The 18,292-nt window shown below is 72.6% G+C and carries 11 protein-coding genes, 2 tRNA genes and 1 riboswitch; of the genes, 2 read left to right on the top strand and 11 right to left on the bottom strand.

Going from position 1 to position 18,292, the window contains the following annotated elements:
• Nucleotides 1-10: 10 nt before the first annotated feature.
• From AB0F56_RS30910 to AB0F56_RS30885, 6 genes are all read right to left on the bottom strand, one after another.
• Nucleotides 11-967 carry an aldo/keto reductase gene (locus AB0F56_RS30910; protein WP_362015580.1) on the bottom strand — a complete coding sequence of 319 codons (957 nt, stop codon included), beginning with the start codon at nucleotides 965-967 and terminating at the stop codon, nucleotides 11-13.
• Between the two features lie 180 nt (nucleotides 968-1,147).
• Nucleotides 1,148-2,236: a M23 family metallopeptidase gene (locus AB0F56_RS30905; RefSeq protein ID WP_362015577.1), complete on the bottom strand. Its 1,089-nt coding sequence runs from the start codon at nucleotides 2,234-2,236 to the stop codon at nucleotides 1,148-1,150.
• An 11-nt stretch (nucleotides 2,237-2,247) separates the two neighbouring features.
• Nucleotides 2,248-2,395: riboswitch (cyclic di-AMP (ydaO/yuaA leader) on the bottom strand.
• Nucleotides 2,396-2,631: 236 nt separating this feature from the next.
• Complete coding sequence (locus AB0F56_RS30900; RefSeq protein ID WP_362015574.1) at nucleotides 2,632-3,789, bottom strand: PP2C family protein-serine/threonine phosphatase; 1,158 nt, start codon at nucleotides 3,787-3,789, stop codon at nucleotides 2,632-2,634.
• A gap of 355 nt (nucleotides 3,790-4,144) precedes the next feature.
• The gene (locus AB0F56_RS30895) at nucleotides 4,145-4,885 is read right to left on the bottom strand and encodes a TipAS antibiotic-recognition domain-containing protein (protein ID WP_362015572.1); all 741 of its coding nucleotides are present in this window, start codon (nucleotides 4,883-4,885) and stop codon (nucleotides 4,145-4,147) included.
• 146 nt (nucleotides 4,886-5,031) lie between these two features.
• A tRNA-Met gene (locus AB0F56_RS30890) sits at nucleotides 5,032-5,105 on the bottom strand.
• 62 nt (nucleotides 5,106-5,167) lie between these two features.
• The gene (locus AB0F56_RS30885) at nucleotides 5,168-5,647 is read right to left on the bottom strand and encodes a rhodanese-like domain-containing protein (protein WP_362015569.1); all 480 of its coding nucleotides are present in this window, start codon (nucleotides 5,645-5,647) and stop codon (nucleotides 5,168-5,170) included.
• A 324-nt stretch (nucleotides 5,648-5,971) separates the two neighbouring features.
• Between AB0F56_RS30885 and sigJ the strand changes: the two genes are divergently transcribed.
• Nucleotides 5,972-6,850, top strand: a complete 879-nt coding sequence (gene sigJ / locus AB0F56_RS30880) for an RNA polymerase sigma factor SigJ (protein ID WP_362015566.1) — start codon at nucleotides 5,972-5,974, stop codon at nucleotides 6,848-6,850.
• Nucleotides 6,851-6,866: 16 nt separating this feature from the next.
• Here sigJ and AB0F56_RS30875 read toward each other — a convergent pair whose 3' ends face one another.
• Nucleotides 6,867-9,884 (bottom strand): LuxR C-terminal-related transcriptional regulator, encoded by a 3,018-nt coding sequence (locus tag AB0F56_RS30875; protein WP_362015563.1) that lies wholly within the window; start codon nucleotides 9,882-9,884, stop codon nucleotides 6,867-6,869.
• Between the two features lie 116 nt (nucleotides 9,885-10,000).
• On the opposite strand from AB0F56_RS30875, the gene AB0F56_RS30870 reads away from it, so the two are divergent.
• The gene (locus AB0F56_RS30870) at nucleotides 10,001-10,483 is read left to right on the top strand and encodes a pyridoxamine 5'-phosphate oxidase family protein (RefSeq protein ID WP_362015560.1); all 483 of its coding nucleotides are present in this window, start codon (nucleotides 10,001-10,003) and stop codon (nucleotides 10,481-10,483) included.
• On the opposite strand, the gene AB0F56_RS30865 is transcribed toward AB0F56_RS30870, so the two are convergent.
• The 4 genes from AB0F56_RS30865 to AB0F56_RS30850 all read right to left on the bottom strand — a co-directional run bounded on the left by AB0F56_RS30865 (nucleotide 10,480) and on the right by AB0F56_RS30850 (nucleotide 18,138).
• A complete protein-coding gene (locus AB0F56_RS30865) occupies nucleotides 10,480-11,967 on the bottom strand; it encodes a DUF2079 domain-containing protein (RefSeq protein ID WP_362015558.1) in 1,488 nt (495 codons plus the stop codon). The genes AB0F56_RS30870 and AB0F56_RS30865 overlap by 4 nt on opposite strands.
• 267 nt (nucleotides 11,968-12,234) lie before the next feature.
• Nucleotides 12,235-12,307: transfer RNA gene (locus AB0F56_RS30860), tRNA-Lys, on the bottom strand.
• Nucleotides 12,308-12,426: 119 nt separating this feature from the next.
• Nucleotides 12,427-15,609, bottom strand: coding sequence for an FG-GAP-like repeat-containing protein (locus AB0F56_RS30855; RefSeq protein WP_362015555.1), 3,183 nt, complete (start codon nucleotides 15,607-15,609; stop codon nucleotides 12,427-12,429).
• Between the two features lie 249 nt (nucleotides 15,610-15,858).
• On the bottom strand, nucleotides 15,859-18,138 hold the full coding sequence (locus AB0F56_RS30850; protein WP_362015552.1) for a DEAD/DEAH box helicase: 2,280 nt from the start codon (nucleotides 18,136-18,138) through the stop codon (nucleotides 15,859-15,861).
• Nucleotides 18,139-18,292: the final 154 nt, after the last annotated feature.

Below are 18,292 nucleotides of genomic sequence, written 5' to 3'. Positions count from 1 at the left end.
GCTCCGGTCCTCAGACGGCGTCCGGCTCCGAGGCCTCCGTCAGGAGCGTGAGCTCCGCATCGGTCAGGCGGAGGTCGGCCACCGCCACCAGGGCCGGGAGCTGTTCGACCGTGCGGGCCGAGGCGATCGGGGCGACGACGGTCGGGCGGGAGGCGAGCCAGGCCAGGGCGACGGTGGCGACCTCCGCTCCGTGCGCCTCGGCCACGGTGTCGAGCGCGGCGAGGATCCGCCGGCCCCGCTCGGTCTTCGCGTGCTCGGCGGCGCCCTCGGCGCGGACGCTCTCGACGGTCTTCCCGGCGCGGTACTTGCCCGTGAGGAAGCCGGACGCCAGCGCGAAGTACGGGACGGCGGCGAGCCCGGCGCGCTCGGTGGTGGCCAGGAGTTCGCCCTCGTACGTGTCGCGCGAGAGCAGGTTGTAGTGCGGCTGCAGGGCGACGTAACGGGCGAGGCCCTCGGTCTCGGCGAAGTCGAGGGAGGCCTGGAGCCGGTCGGGCGCGATGTTGGAGGCGGCGACGGCCCGCACCTTGCCCTCCTTCACCAGCTGGTCGAGGGCGGTGACGATCTCCTCGACCGGGACGGTCGGGTCGTCGAAGTGCGAGTAGTACAGGTCGATGTAGTCGGTCCCGAGCCGGCGGAGCGACTCCTCCACCGCGCCCTTGATCGTGGTCGCGGCGAGGCCCTTGTACCGGGGGTGCGCGCCGACCTTCGTGGCGATGACGACCTCGGAGCGATTGCCGCGCGAGGCCAGCCACTTGCCGATGACCGTCTCGGACTCGCCGCCCTGATTGCCCTCGGCCCAGGCGGAGTACATGTCCGCGGTGTCGACGAAGTTGCCGCCGGCGGCCGTGTAGGCGTCGAGGACCGCGAAGGACTGCTCCTCGCTGGAGGACCAGCCGAAGACGTTGCCGCCGAGCGCGAGGGGGAAGACGTTCAGTTCGGAAGTGCCCAGTGGGCGCAGTGAGGTCATGGGACGGTACAACGACCGCCCCGGGTACGGGTATTCCGGCAGCCCTGACGTGGGGGGGGTTACGCCAGGGCTGCCGGAGTCGTGAGGGCTCGGGAGGTCCTCGGACCGCGAGGCCGTTGGGCCGCCGGGCCCTCGGACCGAGAGGCCGTTGGGCCGCGAGGCCCTTGGACCGGGAAGCCCTTAGACCGAGAGGCCCTTGTTGCCCAGCCAGGCCGCCGGGTCGATGCCCGAGCCGCCCGCGGTGTGGACCTCCAGGTGGAGGTGCGGGCCGGTCACGTTGCCGGTCGCGCCCACGCGCCCGATCGTGTCGCCGGTGCCCACGGTCTGGCCGACGCTCGCGGTCATCGAGGACAGGTGCGCGTACCAGATCTCCGTACCGTCCTCGAGTTCGAGGACGATCCGGTAGCCGTACGAGCCGGACCAGCCGGCCGACTTGATGGTGCCGCCGTGCACGGCCTTGACCGGCGTGCCGGTCGGCGCCGCGAAGTCGAGGCCCGTGTGCTGGCCGGAGGACCACATGGAGCCGGACTGGCCGTACGTGGAGGTGATCGTGTACGAGGACGTCGGCAGCGAGTAGCTCGCGGCGAGCTTCGCGAGGCGCTCCGCCTCGGCCTTCGCCGCAGCCTCCTCCTCGGCCTTCTTCTTCGCCGCGGCCGCTTCCTTCTCGGCCTGGTCCGCCTTGGCGGCGGCCTCAAGGGCGGCCTTCTCGGCGGCGGCCTTCTCCGCAGCGGCCTTCTCGGCGGCGTCGGCGGAGGCCTGCTGCTGCTCGGCCTGCTGCAGGATGCGGGCGCGCAGCGCCTCGCCGGCGTCGGCGGTCGAGGCGGAGGCGGACTGGCCGCTTCCGGCCTTCTCGACGCCGTCGGCCGGCAGGGCGAGGGTGGCCGTGAGCGGCTGCGGGTTGGTCGTACCGGAGTCCGAACCGCCGTCGGAGATGAACTCGCCGACACCGGGCAGCTCGGAGGCGTCCGGCAGGTTGAGGTCGGGCAGCGATATCGAGACCGGGGGCTTCTCCTTGGCGGTCGCCATGCCGCCCGCGCCGACGGCCGCGATGACACCGACGCCGAGGACGGTGGAGGAGCGGGCGAAGCCGGAGCGCTGCTTCACGACGCGGTGGCGGCCGCCCGAACGGGCCTGCTGGCGCAGGGAGTCCTCGGTCGGGTTCCACTCCCCCAGCGTCGTCGCGTCGTCGTCCGTCCCGGCGGCGCCACGGGCGCCGAACGCGTTGAACCCATCGGAAAGACCGTCGGGGGCAGGGCTGTTGGACGCCACGGAGGCGTGCTCCTTTCCTTCCTTCTCGCCTACCGGGTTAGCTGACGGGTTCGGAGCAGGAAGGTCTCCTACGGGCGGTTCCGCACGGATGCGGAGGTGCCCGATTCACCCCAAGTAGTGGTTCCCCGGTTCCCTTTCAGGATTCGGCGCACGCGCACGGTGCCGTCTCTTGCGACGGCTGGGACGACCGCGCTGCGTTATCGAACGTTAATAGACACGAGGGCCGGATTCCAAGCCGTTCCGGTTGATCATTCACGAGATTGAGCTGGTACAGCCCGATTTGATCCCGCTTCAGTACGGAGTCTTACCGCCACCCCGGAACTGATGGTTCGTCAATTGTTATCGGAGCGGTACACCTCCACTACACAAGGTCACCACATGCGGAACGAGGTACGTCACGGCACCACGGGCATCGTCCGGCGCCGCTCCGGCTGCCCCGCTCCCGGCCGGCTCACGGCGAGCAGCGCCATGTCGTCGGTGGAGCCCCCGCCCGTGTACCGGCGGACGTCGTCGACGAGCGCGTCGAGCATCTCCTCCGGCCCCGGGAAGATCCTCCCGACGAGCCGCTCGGCCGGTTCGTAGAAGGCCCCCGAGGCGTCGCGCGCCTCGGAGAGCCCGTCGGTGTAGAGGAGCAGCGTGGCGCCCGGCGGGTACGGGGCCTCGTCGGCCCGGTCCGGCCAGGCAGCCAGCTCGCCCATGCCGAGCGGCAGCGCGGGCTCGGTCGGCTCCAGGTGGGTCAGGCCCCCGTCCGCGTACAGCAGCAGCGGCTCGGGGTGGCCCCGGTTCACGACCCGTACCCGCCCGCCCCCGCGCGGGATCTCCGCCAGGACGGCCGTGGTGAACCCCTCGAAGGCGTCGAGCCCGGAGCGGCGGGTGCCCTCGCGGGCCAGCGCCCGTTCGAGGCGCTGGGCGACCCCCTCCAGCGAGGCCTCCTGCTCGGCCGCCTCCCGGAAGGCGCCGATCACGACGGCGACCGCCTCGACCGCGTCGAGCCCCTTGCCGCGCACGTCCCCGACCACGAGCCGTACCCCGAACGGCGTGTCCTGGACGGCGAACAGGTCCCCGCCGATGAACGCGTCCGCCTGCGCGGCCTCGTAGCGGGCCGCGACCTGGAGCCCGCCGATCCGCTCGGCGGGCGTCGGCAGCACGGCCTTCTGCGCGGTCTCCGCGATCACCCGCGCCGAGGCGAGCCGCTCGCCGCTGCGCCGCACGACCCGGTTGATCAGCAGGGCGAGGGCGGAGACGGTGACGACGGTCAGCGTCTCGGTGAGGGCGGGGATGTCGTCGGCGGTGCCGTTGTAGACGTGCAGGCCGATGCCGGCGAGGACGGCGGCGATGCCGGTGAGCAGCGTCGTCAGCATGGAGAAGAACGGGGCGGCGATGAGCGGCGCGGCGGAGAACATCGGGGAGGCGGTGTACGCGGCGGGGGTGGCCAGGTCGAAGACGATCCCGCCGAGGATCACCAGCGGCGGCAGGGCCCGGATGAAGCGCCGGGCCCGCTCGGCCCGCCGGCGCGGGGCGCGCGGGGAGAGGCCGTTGCGCGAGCCGTCCATCGGTCCGTTCGCCCGGCCGGACGCCTGCCCGTGAGTCCGTCCGTTCGCCCGTCCCCGAGCCCGTCCCTGCCCCCGTCCCCGATCCCGTCCGTTCGCCCCGCCGTTCGCCCGCCCGTTCCCCAGGCCCTGATCGCGCAGCCCGTCCACCTGCCGTTCAGCCCGTCCCTGCCCCCGGTCCGGCCCTCGTTCCTGCCCCTGCCCCTGGCCCTGCCCCACCTGTGCTCTCCTGCCCGGTCCGTACACGGCGCGGCGACGGACGGTACCGCGCCCTCCCCAGGGTGGCGGGAGCCGCGCCGCTCTGCGACCCCCGCTCGGCCATGTGGGGGACGCGGGGTCACGGACCGCACAGCAGGCGCTACAGATTCCGCTCCGCGTAGACCCTCATCGCGTCCCGTACGAGAACGGCGGTGCCCTCGCCGTGCTGGTCGTAGTTGACGGTGAAGCGCGGGTCGTCCACGTACATCTGGCCGAGGCCGGTCACGTACTCCTTCGACGGAGTCGTCGTGATCGACAGCCACTCGACGTGGCGCCGCGCGATCGCCTGGACCTCGTCGCTGTCGGCCGCCAGGCCACGCCGCGCCGCCGCGCCGAAGTCGCGGGCGATCCCGGCCTGCCGGTCCATGAACTCCTGCTTCTCCTCGGCGCTGAGCGAGCGCCACCAGCGGTCGCCCTTCTCGTACGCGTCACGGCCCCAGCGCCGGCTGACCTCCTCCTCGTACCGCGTGTGATCGAAGCCGTCGAACACTTCCTCGGCCATGAGCTCTTCCCCTTTCTCGGTCTTGTGGAGAGTGGTCCGCACGGCCGCGATCTGCCGACCGATCCGCTCCCGCTCCTGTTCCAGCAGGAGGAGATGGGTCCGCAGCGCGGCGGACGTGTCCCGCTCGCCTTCGAGGACCTCGGCGATGGCGGGCAGCGAGAGCCCCAGCTCGCGCAGGAGCAGCACGCGCTGCAGCCGCACGAGCGCCGCCTGGTCGTAGTACCGGTAACCGTTGACGCCGATCCGGCTGGGTTCCAGCAGCCCGAGCTCTCCGTAGTGCCGGAGGGTGCGGCTGGTGGTGCCCGCCTTCTTGGCGATCTCTTGGATCGACCACTCCATACCGAGAACGCTAAATCTTGACGTTACGTAAAGGTCAAGTCGGACAGAAGGCGGAGGTGGAGGGCGGACGGCGGAAGCGGGAAGCGAGTCGGACACGACGAAGGCCCGGATCCAGTGACTGGATCCGGGCCTTCGTTGCTACTGAGTAGCGGGGACAGGATTTGAACCTGCGACCTCTGGGTTATGAGCCCAGCGAGCTACCGAGCTGCTCCACCCCGCGTCGGTGAATATGACCTTACGGCATGGTGAGCCGATCCCCTAATCCGTTTCCCGGCCGCCCTCTCAGCAGCCGCAGTCCTCGGCGTCGACCGGGGCGGTGAGCGGGTCCGCGTCCTTCTTCTCGGGCCCCTCCCACGTCTCGTACGGGAAGCCCTCCCGGACCCAGTACTCGAAACCGCCGAGCATCTCCTTCACCTGGTATCCCAGCTGGGCGAGGGCGAGCGCGGCGCGGGTGGCGCCGTTGCAGCCGGGGCCCCAGCAGTACGTGACCACGGGGACGGACTTGTCGAGCAGCTGCTCGGCCTGCTCGGCGATGAGCGCGGTCGGCAGGTGGATCGCGCCGGGGACGTGGCCCTGGTCCCAGGACGCGGTCGAGCGGGAGTCGAGGACCACGAAGCCGAGGTCGCCGCCGGCGGCGACGGCGCTCGCGACGTCGGAGACGTCGGCGTGGAAGGCGAGGCTGGCGGAGAAGTACGCGGCCGCGGCCTGGGGAGAGGCGGGCGGGGTACGAAGTACGGCGTTGACCTGCGCGGTTGTCGTCATGCGTGAAAATCTACGGTCGAAGATCACGGCGCTGAAGTGGCAAATCCCGGCGGTGCGACCGCTCCGCCGGGGAAATCCGGGCGTGGGGCGGGGGACGACAGGGGATCTCACGCAGCGGACGTTTCGGGGGCTTCCTCAGGGCCTCGTCGAGGTCTCGTCGGGGCTTCCTCAGGGCCTCTTCGGGGGCTCGTCGGGGTCCTGTCGGGGTCTCTTCAGGGCTTCTTCAGGGTCGCGAGCTGTCACATCACGGGGACGCCGACCGTCATACATAGAGAAGGCACGCGGCAATTCCAACCAGTACGGACGAACGAGGGAGACGCACCGATGGACGACGACAAGGCCCTCCTGGCCGCGCGCTTCGATGCCGACCGCACCCACCTCAAGGCGGTCGCCTACCGGATGCTCGGCTCGCTGAGCGAGGCCGAGGACGCCGTCCAGGAGGCGTGGTTCAAGCTCAGCCGCTCCGACATCAGCGACGTACGGAACCTCAGCGGCTGGCTCACCACCGTCGTCGGCCGGGTCTGCCTGGACATGCTGCGCTCGCGCGCCTCGCGCCGCGAGGACCCGCTGGAGTACTACGTGCCCGATCCGCTCGTGCGCGGAGCGGACGGCGGCGCGATCGACCCCGAGGAGGAGGCGCTGCTCACCGACTCGGTCGGCCTGGCGCTGCTCGTGGTCCTGGACACGCTGGGCCCGGCCGAGCGGCTGGCCTTCGTCCTGCACGACATGTTCGCGGTGTCCTTCGACGAGATAGCCCCGATCGTGGACCGCACACCGGCCGCGACGCGCCAGCTCGCCAGCCGGGCGCGCCGTCGGGTCCAGGGCGTGGCGCCCGGCCCGGCGCCGGACATCACGCGCCAGCGCGAGGTGGTCGACGCGTTCATGGCGGCCTCGCAGGGCGGTGACTTCGAGGGCCTGCTCGCGGTCCTGGACCCGGACGTGCTGCTGCGGGCGGACGGCGGCAAGGCGCTCGCGGGGCTCTCGAAGCTGGTGCGCGGTGCCGAGGCGGTCGTCAACCAGGCGCTCACCTTCGCGCGCTTCCGCCGCGAGTACCGGGAGGTGCTGGTCAACGGCGCGCCGGGCGTCGTCTCGTACGTGGACGGCCGGGCAGTCGGGCTCATGGCCTTCACGATCGTCGGCGACCACATCACGCAGATCGACATCATCGCGGACCCGGAGCGGCTGGAGGCGCTTGGCATCTGAGATCTGTCCGCCCGGTTCAGCCTCCGAGACCGAGGGCGGCGAGCGCGGCCGTACCGGCCACGGCGTGGTCGCCGCCCGCGAGGAGGAGGGTGCGGGCCGACTGGTAGCGGCAGCCGGCCGTCTCGAACGCGGCGGCGGCCGCGAGCTGCCGCGGTACGTCCCCGTCGAGCAGCGCCTCGGTCCGGTCGACGTGGGCGGAGGCGACCGGGTTCCCCGCGACGGTCGTACGGGCGGCGGTCACCCGGGCGCGGGCGTCCCGGTGACCGGAGAGCGCCGAGGCCTCGGCGCGGAGCGTCACGTACCAGTGCAGCCAGATCCAGGAGACCCACTTCCACACCCGCTCCGGCTCGGGCGCGACCCGTTCGAGGGCCGCGTCCGGGTCGCCCCGGTGGAGCAGGAGCTGGGCGTCGAGGACCGCGCCGTAGCCGTGGCGGTACTCGTCCCCCGTACCCGCCCGGTCGACGATCGCGAGCCACTGCGCCCGGGCGTCGTGGTCGCCGCGCAGGCCGTGGACCAGGGCGACCGACGCGGCGGCGGGGCCGAGGGAGAAGGAGCGGCGGCGACCGCTCTGCTCCCAGGCGTCCAAGAACCGCGCGCTGCCGGTGAGCACGTCGTCGCCGTGGCCGGCGAACGCGTCCGCGACCAGGAGCCAGGACGTGGCGTGATGGCCCACCTCGGCCAGGAGCGGGTGGCCGGCGAGCTGTGCGCCCCAGCGGCGGGCGGCCGGGAGGTCGCCCACGCCGAGGGCGGTGCCGGCGGCCATGGCGAGGGCGTCCATGAGTTCGTGGGTACGGGCGGGGGTTTCGTGTGTACGGGGGTTCCCGGCGAGGAGGTCGATGCGGCGCCGGGCGGCCGCGGCGGAGGCGAACGGCTCCCCGGCCCAGCACTGGGCGCCCGAGAGCGCGTCGAGGGCGGCGGACTCCGCGACAGGGTCGCCCGTGCGGCGGGCGAGCGCCACGGCCCGTTCGGCGCGCGCGACCGTCTCCGACGCCGTGTTGTCGGTGCCGCCCTGGACCGCGCCGAACGCGTCCGCGAGCACGGCCGCCTCGGCGAGCGCGACGGCCGCCTCGGCAGCCGGGTCGTCACCGGCCAGCTCGCCGGCCTCCTTGAGGAGAGCGGCCACGTCGTCGGCGGGCGGGACGAGGGTGAACTCGCTGGAGAAGCGGTACGCGACGGTGGCGGCGGCCGCCAGGTCGCGACCGGCCCCGGCGGTGTCCCCGGCGCGGCAGGCGGCCTCGGCGGCGGCGCGGTGCAGGCGGAGCATGTCGTCGCCGAGCCTGCGACACCCGGCGACGGCGGCGGCCTGCCGCAGGGCGTCGATCGCTGGCGAGGGATCGCCCGCCAGCGCGGCGGCCTGCTCGTACCGCTGCTGGGCCTCGCCGAGCAGGGTGCGGGTGAAGGCGGCCCCGGCAAGGGAGAGGGCGAGCCGGTGGGCGTCGGCGCGCCGGTCGGGGCGGTCGGCGTGGGCGAGGGCTTCGGCGTCGGCGTCGGCTTCGGCGTCGGGGTCGGCGTCGGCTTCGGCTTCGGCTTCGGCGGACCAGGTGAGGGCGGCGCGGAGGTCGTCGGCTTCGGCTTCGGCTTCGGCGTGGGCTTCGGCGTCGGCTTCGGCGTCGGCTTCGGCTTCGGCGGACCAGGTGAGGGCGGCGCGGAGGTCGTCGGCCACGGCGTCGAACCGGGCGCGCCAGTCGGCGCGGACCGCGCGCTCGCCGTCGGGTTCCACCGGCTCCACCAACTCCGCCGCGCGGGCCAGGCACCAGCGCACATGCCGGGTGCGGACGGCGTCCAGCTCGTCGGCGGCGGCGAGGCGCTCCGTACCGTACTGGCGGATCGTCTCCAGGGCCTGGTACCGCGTACCGGTCTCGGACGGGACCACCGCGAGCAGGCTCTGCTCGGCGAGCCGGCCGAGGCCGTCGGCGACATCGACGGGTGCGAGCGGGGCGAACCCGCCGACCTCGGTGGCGGCCTCGGCCGTGAACGGCACGACGAAGACCGACACGCGGCGCAGCAGCGCCCGGTCCGCGGGCTCCAGCAGGTCGTGGCTCCAGTCGAGGACCGCCCGTACCGAGCGGTGCCGGTCGGTGGCGCGGGGGCCGCCGGCGAGGAGGCGCAGCTGCTGGGAGAGGCCGGCCGTGAGGCCGTCGAGCCCGAGCGTGGCGCAGCGGGCGGCGGCGAGCTCGATCGCGAGCGCCATGCCGTCGAGCCGTTCGCAGAGGGCGACGACCCGGGCGCGTACCGCCGGATCCGTCAGCACCCCCACGACGGCGGCCGCGCCGACGGCCCCCGCACGGTCGAGGAACAGGGCCACGGCGTCCGACTCGTCGGCACCGGCACGGGACAACGGCGGTACGGGGAAGGCGCGTTCGAAGGGCACGAGCAGCCGGGCCCGGCTCGTCACGAGGACGCGCACGCGGGGGCAGGCGGTCAACAGCCGTTCCAGGAAGGGAGCGACGCCCCCGTCCCGTATCTGCTCGCAGTTGTCGAGGACGAGCAGCGCCTGCCGGTCCGCGAGGGCGGCGAGCACGGCGTCGTCGATCCCGCCGCCGGGCTGCTCGCCCACGCCGAGGGCAGCGGCGACCGCCGCCCCGACCCGCTTCTCCTCGGTGACCGGGACGAGGTCGACGAACCACACCCCGTCCGCGAACTCGTCGGCCACGTCCGCCGCGACCGCCAGCGCGAGCCGCGTCTTGCCCACACCGCCAGGGCCGACGGCGGTCACCTGCCGATGCGCCCGCACGGCCTCGGCCAACTCCCGCCGCTCACGCACCCGCCCGATGAATGCGGTCAGCGGGGCGGGAAGGGGAGCGGGCACGGTACGAGAAGCGCCTTCGCCGGCGCGGGCGTCGGCGAGGGCGATCGCGTGCCGGGCGAGCGCCCGCCGGTCCGGCACCTCCAGCTTCCGCAGCATCGAGGAGACGTGCGACTCGACGGTGCGAACGGAGAGGAACAGCCGGGCGGCGATCTCCGCGTTGCTGAGGTGCTCGCCGAGCAGCGCGAGCACGTCGGCTTCCCGGGGCGATATCTCGGGAGTGGTCACGGCGTCATTATCCGTAGCGCGTCGGTGGGCGTTGGGTGTTCAGCACGGAAGCGCACGCCAGGGGCCGGCGTGGAAGCTGTGACCACAAGGCAAGCCAACTCGATTCAGGAGCACCCATGTCCACCCCTCCCACGCCTCCCCGCTCCCGCGCCGAGCGGCGCCGCGACACCGAGTACCGCCTCACCCACGACGTGGACGTCTGGGTGGCGAGCGCCTCGGCGGACGGCGCGCCCTACCTGGTGCCGCTCTCCTTCGACTGGGACGGCGAGGCCCTGCTCGTGGCCACCCCGGCGGACAGCCCGACGGGCCGGAACCTGGCCGCGACCCGGGCCGCCCGACTGGCACTCGGCGGCACCCGCGACGTCACGATGATCGACGGCGAGGTCGAGGTCTTCGCGATGGACGCGCTCTCCCAGGAGCGGGGCGACCGGTTCGCGGATCGCACGGGCTTCGACCCGCGCCGTGACCTGGAAACCCCGTACCGCTGGTTCCGCATCACGCCGCACCGCGTCCAGGCGTGGTGCGAGGCGAACGAGATCCGGGGGCGCGACCTGATGCGCGACGGCACCTGGCTGACCGACTCCCCGCACACCGCCTAGCGCAGGAAGGGATTACGCCCCACGTCGGACGGCACCTGCTCCCGCACGGGCGTACTGTCCGGGCCGGGTACGCGCATGCCGGGGATCGGGACGTTCCGGACGCGGTGCAGGAGGACGGCGCCGTCCTCGTTCCGTACCTGCTCGTACCCGTGGTCGAGCAGCAGGTCGATCCGCCGGCGCTGCTCGTCGAGCGAGGCGAAGGGGAAAGTGCGGTCGTTGACGCGGAGGAGGACCCAGTCGGCACCGCGTGGCGTGGCGTCGACGAGGACGACGTGTGTACGGGACGTCAGGCGCGGGGCCACGGTGTTGTCGGCCTCCACGGTCGCGCCGTCCGGGATGAGTTCGGCCGCACGGGCGAGCGCGCGCTTGTCGGGGCGGGGCTGCCAGGAACCCGGGTTGAAGGGCAGGCCGAGGCCGGCGACGAGGGCGGCGGCGGTACTCAACGTGACAGCGCCGACGGACAGCCGGACGCCCCACTTCCGCCCGTGCAACCGCCCAAGGGTTTCCAAGGCTGCCGTGAGCAGAATCGGCCAGAGGAAGGCGTCGTAGTGATTGACCACCGGCCAGTGGTTCGGGTTGTCGGAGAGCATGCGCTCCGCGAGCAGGGGCACCGCGAGCAGCAGCGTCGGTGACCCGAGCGGCAGGAAGGCGAGCGTCCCCAGGATCCACGCGAGCATCAGCACCTTGACGGACGGCGTGAACGCGACCTCCGCCAGGACCCACGGCTCGGTCAGTACGGTCAGCAGGGCCTCGCCACCGTCGGCGCCGAGGCGGCCGTAGCTCCAGTAGTAGCCGGGCGGGCTGCCCATCGCAGGCAGAAACCAGCCGACGACCAGGCCGACGACGAGCGGCCCGCCGAGGAGCAGCGCGATCCCGACCGCCCGGCCGACCGCCCGACCGCTCGCCCGCCGGTCCCGGTGCGCCCGCACGGCAAGGACGAGCCCGAACGCCCCGACCACAAGCCCCATGTCCTCCTTCACCAGACACAGCGCCACCGCCCACAGGGCCGCACCTCCGTAGCGCCGGGCGAGGCCCCGCTCCAGCATGAGGAGCGTGATCGGTACGGCGAAGGCGACCTCGTGGAAGCCGGTGTACGAGGAGTTCAGGAGCGGCCAGCCCAGCGCGTACCCGAGCCCGCTCACGTCGGCCGCCCGGCGGGCGACGGCGGGGGCGGCGCCGGCGAAGCAGTGCCGCGCGATCCGGCGCACGACGGGCACGCCCACCGCGAACAGCAGGGCCTGGGCGAGGATCAGCGAGCGCGGGTCGTCCCAGACCCAGTAGAGCGGGGCCAGCAGGGCAAGGAGCGGGGTGAAGTGGTCACCCAGGAGCGTGAAGTCCGGCGGGAATTCATGGTGGACGCTCTTGATCGGCGACCGGGGCAGCTCGAAATGCGCGTACGCCCGCACGGCCTGATCGAAGATCCCCAGATCGAACCCGGTCACCCGCAGCGCCGTCCACGACTGCAACCCCAGCGCGAAGCACACGAGAAAACACAGAAGCGCGGTGCCACCCCCACGCACCGACCCGGAGCCGAGCGCCCGCCCGGGGCCTTCCCCGCCCCTCCGCGGCCCCGGAAGCAGGTCCGCGACCTGAGGGTCTGCGACATGCTCGGTCTCACGTATGGGCGGGGCACTCATGCCCCGAAAACTACGTGCCACCCCACCCAACTGCCAACGTCGAAGCGCCCCGACCGGCGAAAACGGTCGAGGCGCTCCCGACGGGTAGGAGGGTGTTCCCTCGCCCGCCACACGTAGGCCATGTCGGACTCGAACCGACAACCAACGGATTAAAAGTCCGCTGCTCTGCCAATTGAGCTAATGGCCCTCGGCACAACACCCCCGAGCATAGCCGTATCGCTCCCAGGAACCGATCGGGTATCCGACACGGCCCGGTCTCCCCACCCGGCGTCCCCCCGGGCCCGTGGGCCCAGGAGGTGGGATGCGTCAGTACAGGGCCTTGAAGCCGTTCCAGCCGCCGCTGCCGATCATGACGCGGCCCGCGTAGCCGCCGTTGCCCAGGTTGGTGTAGCGCCAGAGCTTGCCCGTGGTGTCCCGGGCGAGGAGCTCCCCGCGACCGTCGCCCGTGATGTCGCCGACACCCACTAGGGAGGAGTAGACCCCCCAGCCGCCGCCAACCTTCACACGGGCCGTCACACCACCGTTCGCCGTGCCGTAGTAGCGCCACAGCACACCCGCCGCGTCCACGCCGAGCAGATCGCCGCGCCCGTCACCGTTCAGGTCACCGGCGCCCACGATCTTCTTGTAGAGCTTCCAGTTCGTGCCGATCCTCACCCGAGCGCCCAGAGCGGTGCCCTCCGTACCCGGGTAGAAGTACATGTCACCGGTCGACGTCTGGCGCGCGATCAGGTCCTTCCAACCGTCACCGTTCACATCACCCGGCGACGTCAGCACGTCGTACTGACCCCAGCCCCTGCCGAGCAGCGTGTACGCCGAGGAGTCCGAGACGATCGCCCCGCAACCCGTCCGGTACCCGCGCAGCTCGTCGCCGACCCGCCCGTACGTGTCGTTGCAACCGTCACCGGTCATGTCCCCGACCGGCACCAGGAGCGCCGTGTTCGGGAGCTTGCCGCCCGTGCCGTTGGTCCGCGCGGCCAGGCCGCCCGAGCCGTTGCCCCGGTAGAGCGACACCAGACCCGCCTGGTCCATCACCAGCAGGTCGCCGAAGGCGTCGTTGCCGGCGATGTCGCGCCACGGCACCACCCTGCCGCCGGTCACGGAGACCGTCCCCGAGGCGGACAGGTCGAGGCCCTCGCCGTCGGCCGTGTTGGCGGTCAGCGTCCACGTGAACGTGCCGTTGGTGACCAGCCGGCCCGCCGCGTCCTTGCCGTCCCAGCCGACCGCGATCCGGCCGCGCGTCTCACCACCGTCGTACGTACGGACCACCGCGCCGTTCACCTTCCGGCGCAGCGTCAGCTGCCAGTACGACGCCGGCTTCGACAGCGACCAGGACGCCTTCCAGCCGTCCGTCGCCCGCGCGGCCGCCGGGACGTTCGTCGCCGTCGCCGTCAGGTCGGAGGTGGTGACGCTCGTCCAGACCGCGTGGATCCGGTTCTCCGCGTCCTTGTACGCCACGGCCCCGCCGAAGCGGTCCACCGCCCACGCCTCCCGGCGCGCGCCCTGGACGGGCGCGGAGTCCACGAGCGTGCGCGCCGCGGCGGCCGTGCCCGTGTGGAAGTCGATCAGCCGGAGGTACGAGCCCGAGCCCTGGTCCACGACGAAGCCGTCTCCCAGCAGACCGCCGTTGTACGAGCCCTTCGGCAGCGCGACCTTCGTGCCCTTCTGAAGGTCGACCACGCCCTGCTTGGAGAACCCGGCGCAGGACCAGTACAGCCAACGCCCCGCCGTCTGAAGCTCCGTCGGCGCGCAGTCGGCGCCGGTCGCGACCGTGCCGAGGTCCTTGCCCGTGACCAGGTCCGTACGGGACACCTGGCCCACCGTGGCCGTACCGGCGAACAGCGTGTCGCCACGCAGGGCCGCCGCAGTCTGCGCCTGCCGGCGGACGACCGGCTGCGCGCCGGGCGCGGCGTCCAGGTCGACGACGAGGGTCTCCCCGTCCGCGACGAGGTTGCCGGGGATGCTCGGCCGTCCGCTCTGGAAGACCGCCCAGCGGCCGGAGGCGTCGGCGAGCCAGCCGGTGTTCTTGCCGGTGGCGGCGCGGGTGGACTCCTTGGCGGAGCGCCGCCCGACGACCTCCATGCCGTCGAAGCCGCGGGCCAGGTGGACCGTACGGCCGTCACCGGAGTCGAACAGCGGGGTCGTGTTCTCCAGCCGCTCCTCGGACCCGACCGAAACGGGCTCCGACTGGCCGGTGTGCATCGGGCCGACCGGCAGGGTCCGCGCGAAGAAGCCCCGGCCCCGCTGACCGTCCTGCTCCAGGGTCGAGAGCCGGCCCGCACCGAGGGCGAGCGACTGCACCGCCGTCGCCAGCGGCTCGACACGGCGAAGCTTCTCGAGGACCGGAGCACCGCCACCCTTGCCGGGGACGACCTTCAGCAGGAACCAGTCGGCGGCGGAAGACCCACCGACAACCGCGGCACCCGCCCCACCGACGATCTGATGGAGCTCGGGCTCGGCCTTCTCCAGGAGCGTCTGCGCCTGCAGCCCGTCGGGGGAGAGCGCGACCAGGCGCCGCTGCAGCGCGGCGTCCGTGCCGGAGGCCTCGCCGACGGCGAGGACCCAATCCCCGACCAGACCGATACGGGCGGTGCTCAGCCCCTCGGGCAGCGCGAACGTCCGCTCGGCACCGTTCAGGGCGGATCGCTCCCGGATGTGCACCTGGCGGTCCCGGTCGACCCACGCGATCCGGTCGGCGCTCAGGGCCACCGGCGCGACGAGGATGCTCTCCCCGGCGGAGGTGGGCGCGGCGATCACCGTCATCTGCCCGGTCCGCAGGTCGACGACGCCGAGGTCGGTGAGGTCGTACGCGTCGGCGGTCCTGCTGAAGCGGATCACGGCGGCGCTGTCGTCACCCGCGACGAGCCGCGCCATGTGCACGTTGGCGCCCTCGGGGAACCCGGTGACGGGGATCTTGGTCCCGGTCGCGTCCCCGACACGGCGCAGGTAGTAGCCCGTGGTCGTCTGCGTCTCGTTCTCCGACGCGTACTGCTGGAAGAGCAGGGTGTCGCCGAGCAGCCCCCGCAGACTCGCGTCGCGCGGCAGGTCCAGCGGCTGCTCGGTGCCCGCGACCAGATCGCGGAGGTAGTGAATGCCCGCCCCACGCTGGACGTACGCGTACCGCCCACCGACACCGGTCTCGGCGAACGCCGGGTTGCCGGAGCCGTACCCGAGGGACACGGTCTGCCCGGTCGAGAAGTCGGTCCAGGAAAGCTCGCCGCCGAAGCTCTCGTCGGAGTCCTCGGTCTCGTGCACATAGCCGTTGCCGCTGACCGCCTTGACAATCGCGTGCCGCGGGACGGTCCGCCAGTTGGGCGTGATGTCCAGCTGGTCGCCGGGCGGAACGGCGGCGGGCAGAGCCGCCGGTACGGCGTTCGGCGCGGCGTTCGGTACGGCGCCGGCCGGCATCGCGCCGACCACCGAGGCGACGAGCGCGGCGGCCACGACGGCCGTACGCGCGCGACGATCACGCGCGCGTGAAGAGCGTGCCAAGAGGGTCCCTCCCCGGGAAACCTGAAGATGAGGAAACAGGGCGGAACACCACTTCGCCGGGCCCCCTGGCCGACGCTTCCCACCCATGTCGACAGCGCCGACAGTAACAGCCGCGACCGACACCGAGCAGCCGGGATTCCCACCCGACCACCACCACTTTCGAACCCGTTCAACGAAGCAGGGCCCGTACGTCACCGAAGTGTCGTACGGGCCCTGCTCAGTGTTCAGCGGTCAGCGGGTGACGCCAGGTCAGCCGTTGCGCTTCCAGCGCGGCTTCTCGTCGCGGCGGCCGAAGGAGCCGCCCGTCGAGCCGGTGCCGCGGTGGTCGCCGCCGCGGTGGTCGTCGCGGCGGCCGTACGGGCGGTCGCCGCCCGAGCGGAAGCCGCCCGAGGGGCGGTCGTCGCGGCGGTCGCGGTTGAACGGACGGTCGCTGCCGCGGTGGCCGCCGGTCGGGCGGTCGTCGCGGCGGAAGCCGCCACCACGGTTGTCGTCACGACGGTCGTTGTCCCGGCGGAAGCCACCCGACGAACGGTCGTCGCGGTTGAAGCCGCCGGACGGACGGTCGTCACGGTTGAAGCCACCCGACGGACGGTCGTCGCGGCGGAAGCCACTGCCACGGTTGTCGTCACGACGGTCGTCGCGGCGGAAGCCGCCCGACGGACGGTCGTTGTCACGACGGAAGCCACCGCCACGGTTGTCGTCGCGGTTGAAGCCGCCCGACGGACGGTCGTCGCGGCGGAAGCCGCCACCACGGTTGTCGTCACGACGGTCGTCGCGGCGGAAGCCACCCGACGGACGGTCGTTGTCACGACGGAAGCCACCACCACGGTTGTCGTCGCGGCGGAAGCCGCCACGGTCGCCACCACGGTTGTCGTCACGGCGGAAGCCGCCACGATCGCCGCCGCGGTCACGGCGCTCGTAGTTGCCCCGCTCGTCGCGGAACGCCGGGGTGCGCTCCTCGCGGCGCTCCTGGGCCGGCTCGGCGGCGACGACGGCCGCGGCGACCTCGGCCTCGGCGGCCTCCGTCACCTCGGCGACCGCGGCCTCCGGGTCCTCGCCACGCTCGCGCGCGGAACGGGCGACCAGACGGTCGGCCTCCTCGCGGAGCTCGGCGGCGCGGCGCGTCAGACGCTCCAGCTGCTTGGTGAGGTCGGCGACCTCGCGCTCGGCCTGCTTGGCCGCGTTGTTCGCGGAGTCGGCCTGGACCTCGGTGAGCGAACGCGCACCGGTGATCTCGGCGACCTCCGGGTCGAACGCCCCGGCCCCGCCCACGATGTGGCGCGAGGCGTCGACGCCCGCGTCCTCCATCAGGCGGAAGATCTGACGGCGCTGGTGCGGCAGCGCGAGGGAGACCACGACACCGGAGCGGCCGGCACGGGCGGTACGGCCCGAGCGGTGCAGGTAGTCCTTGTGGTCACCGGCCGGGTCCACGTTCAGGACCAGGTCGATGCCGTCGACGTGGATACCGCGGGCGGCGACGTCGGTGGCGACCAGCGCGTTGACGTAACCGTCCTTGAAGTCGGCGAGGACGCGGGTACGGGCACCCTGCGTCATGCCGCCGTGCAGCGCGTCGGCCTTCACGCCGGCCTCGACGAGCTGCTCGGCGATGCGGTCGGCGCCCAGCTGGGTGCGGACGAAGATGATCGTGCGGCCCTTGCGGGCGGCGATGGCGGCCGTGACCGGCGCCTTGTCCTTCGGCTTCACGACGAGGACGTGGTGGGACATGGTCGTGACGTTGCCCTGGGCGCTGTCGACCTCGTGGCTGACCGGGTTGTTCAGGTAGCGCTTGACCAGCGTGCCGATCTCGTTCTCCATGGTGGCGGAGAAGAGCATGCGCTGGCCGCCCTCGGGAACCTGGTCGAGCAGCTCGGTGACCTCGGGCAGGAAGCCCAGGTCGGACATCTGGTCGGCCTCGTCGAGGACGGCGACCTGGACGTTCTCCAGGGAGCAGGCGCCACGGTTGATGATGTCGCGCAGTCGGCCCGGGGTGGCGACGAGGATGTCGACGCCGCGCTCCAGGGCGTAGATCTGGTTGCCCATCGACGTACCGCCGCAGACGACCTTGATCTTCAGGCCGAGCACGTCGCCGTACGGCTGAAGGGCGTCCGCGACCTGCATCGCGAGCTCACGGGTCGGGGTGAGGATGACCGCGCGGGGCTTCTTCTTCTCGGTGTGGCCGCCGGCCAGCTGCGCCAGGGTCGGCAGACCGAAGGAGAGGGTCTTGCCGGAGCCGGTACGGCCGCGGCCGAGGATGTCCTTGCCGGCCAGGGCGTCCGGGATGGTCGCCGCCTGGATCGGGAAGGGGGTGGTCACACCGTTCTGCGCGAGCTTGCGCACGACGCCCTCGGGCAGGCCCAGGTCGGCGAAGGTGATGGTGGGCTCGGTGGGCTCCGAGGCCTCGTCGGCCTCGGTGGTGCCGTCCGCCTCGACGGTCTCGACGATCTCGGTGGCCTCTACGGCCTCGACGATCTCGTCGTTGATCTCGTCGTTCTCGGGCATGACGGCGTGGTCAGGACTGAAAATGGACATGCGAAATGCGAAACCTTCCGGAGTCTCGGCACGCGCCCGTCAACTCCGTGAAATTCGCAATTCGACCGCCTCAATGCGGTCCAGCCACGGCTAGGGAGAGTACGCGCCACGCGGCGCTCTTCTGTGTCGGCGCCGGGCAATGGGATCAAACGAT

It is taken from the genome of Streptomyces sp. NPDC026092 (assembly GCF_040638605.1).
GTDB lineage: Bacteria > Actinomycetota > Actinomycetes > Streptomycetales > Streptomycetaceae > Streptomyces.
This window is presented reverse-complemented; position numbering and strand designations above follow the sequence as displayed.

Excerpts from the sequence above, each read along its gene's own strand:
- AB0F56_RS30885 (WP_362015569.1), bottom strand. The coding sequence starts at position 5,647 with ATGACGACAACCGCGCAGGTCAACGCCGTACTTCGTACCCCGCCCGCC.
- AB0F56_RS30870 (WP_362015560.1), top strand. The coding sequence starts at position 10,001 with ATGTCCACCCCTCCCACGCCTCCCCGCTCCCGCGCCGAGCGGCGCCGC.
- AB0F56_RS30910 (WP_362015580.1), bottom strand. The coding sequence starts at position 967 with ATGACCTCACTGCGCCCACTGGGCACTTCCGAACTGAACGTCTTCCCC.
- sigJ (WP_362015566.1), top strand. The coding sequence starts at position 5,972 with ATGGACGACGACAAGGCCCTCCTGGCCGCGCGCTTCGATGCCGACCGC.
- AB0F56_RS30895 (WP_362015572.1), bottom strand. The coding sequence starts at position 4,885 with ATGGAGTGGTCGATCCAAGAGATCGCCAAGAAGGCGGGCACCACCAGC.
- AB0F56_RS30850 (WP_362015552.1), bottom strand. The coding sequence starts at position 18,138 with ATGTCCATTTTCAGTCCTGACCACGCCGTCATGCCCGAGAACGACGAG.
- AB0F56_RS30900 (WP_362015574.1), bottom strand. The coding sequence starts at position 3,789 with ATGGACGGCTCGCGCAACGGCCTCTCCCCGCGCGCCCCGCGCCGGCGG.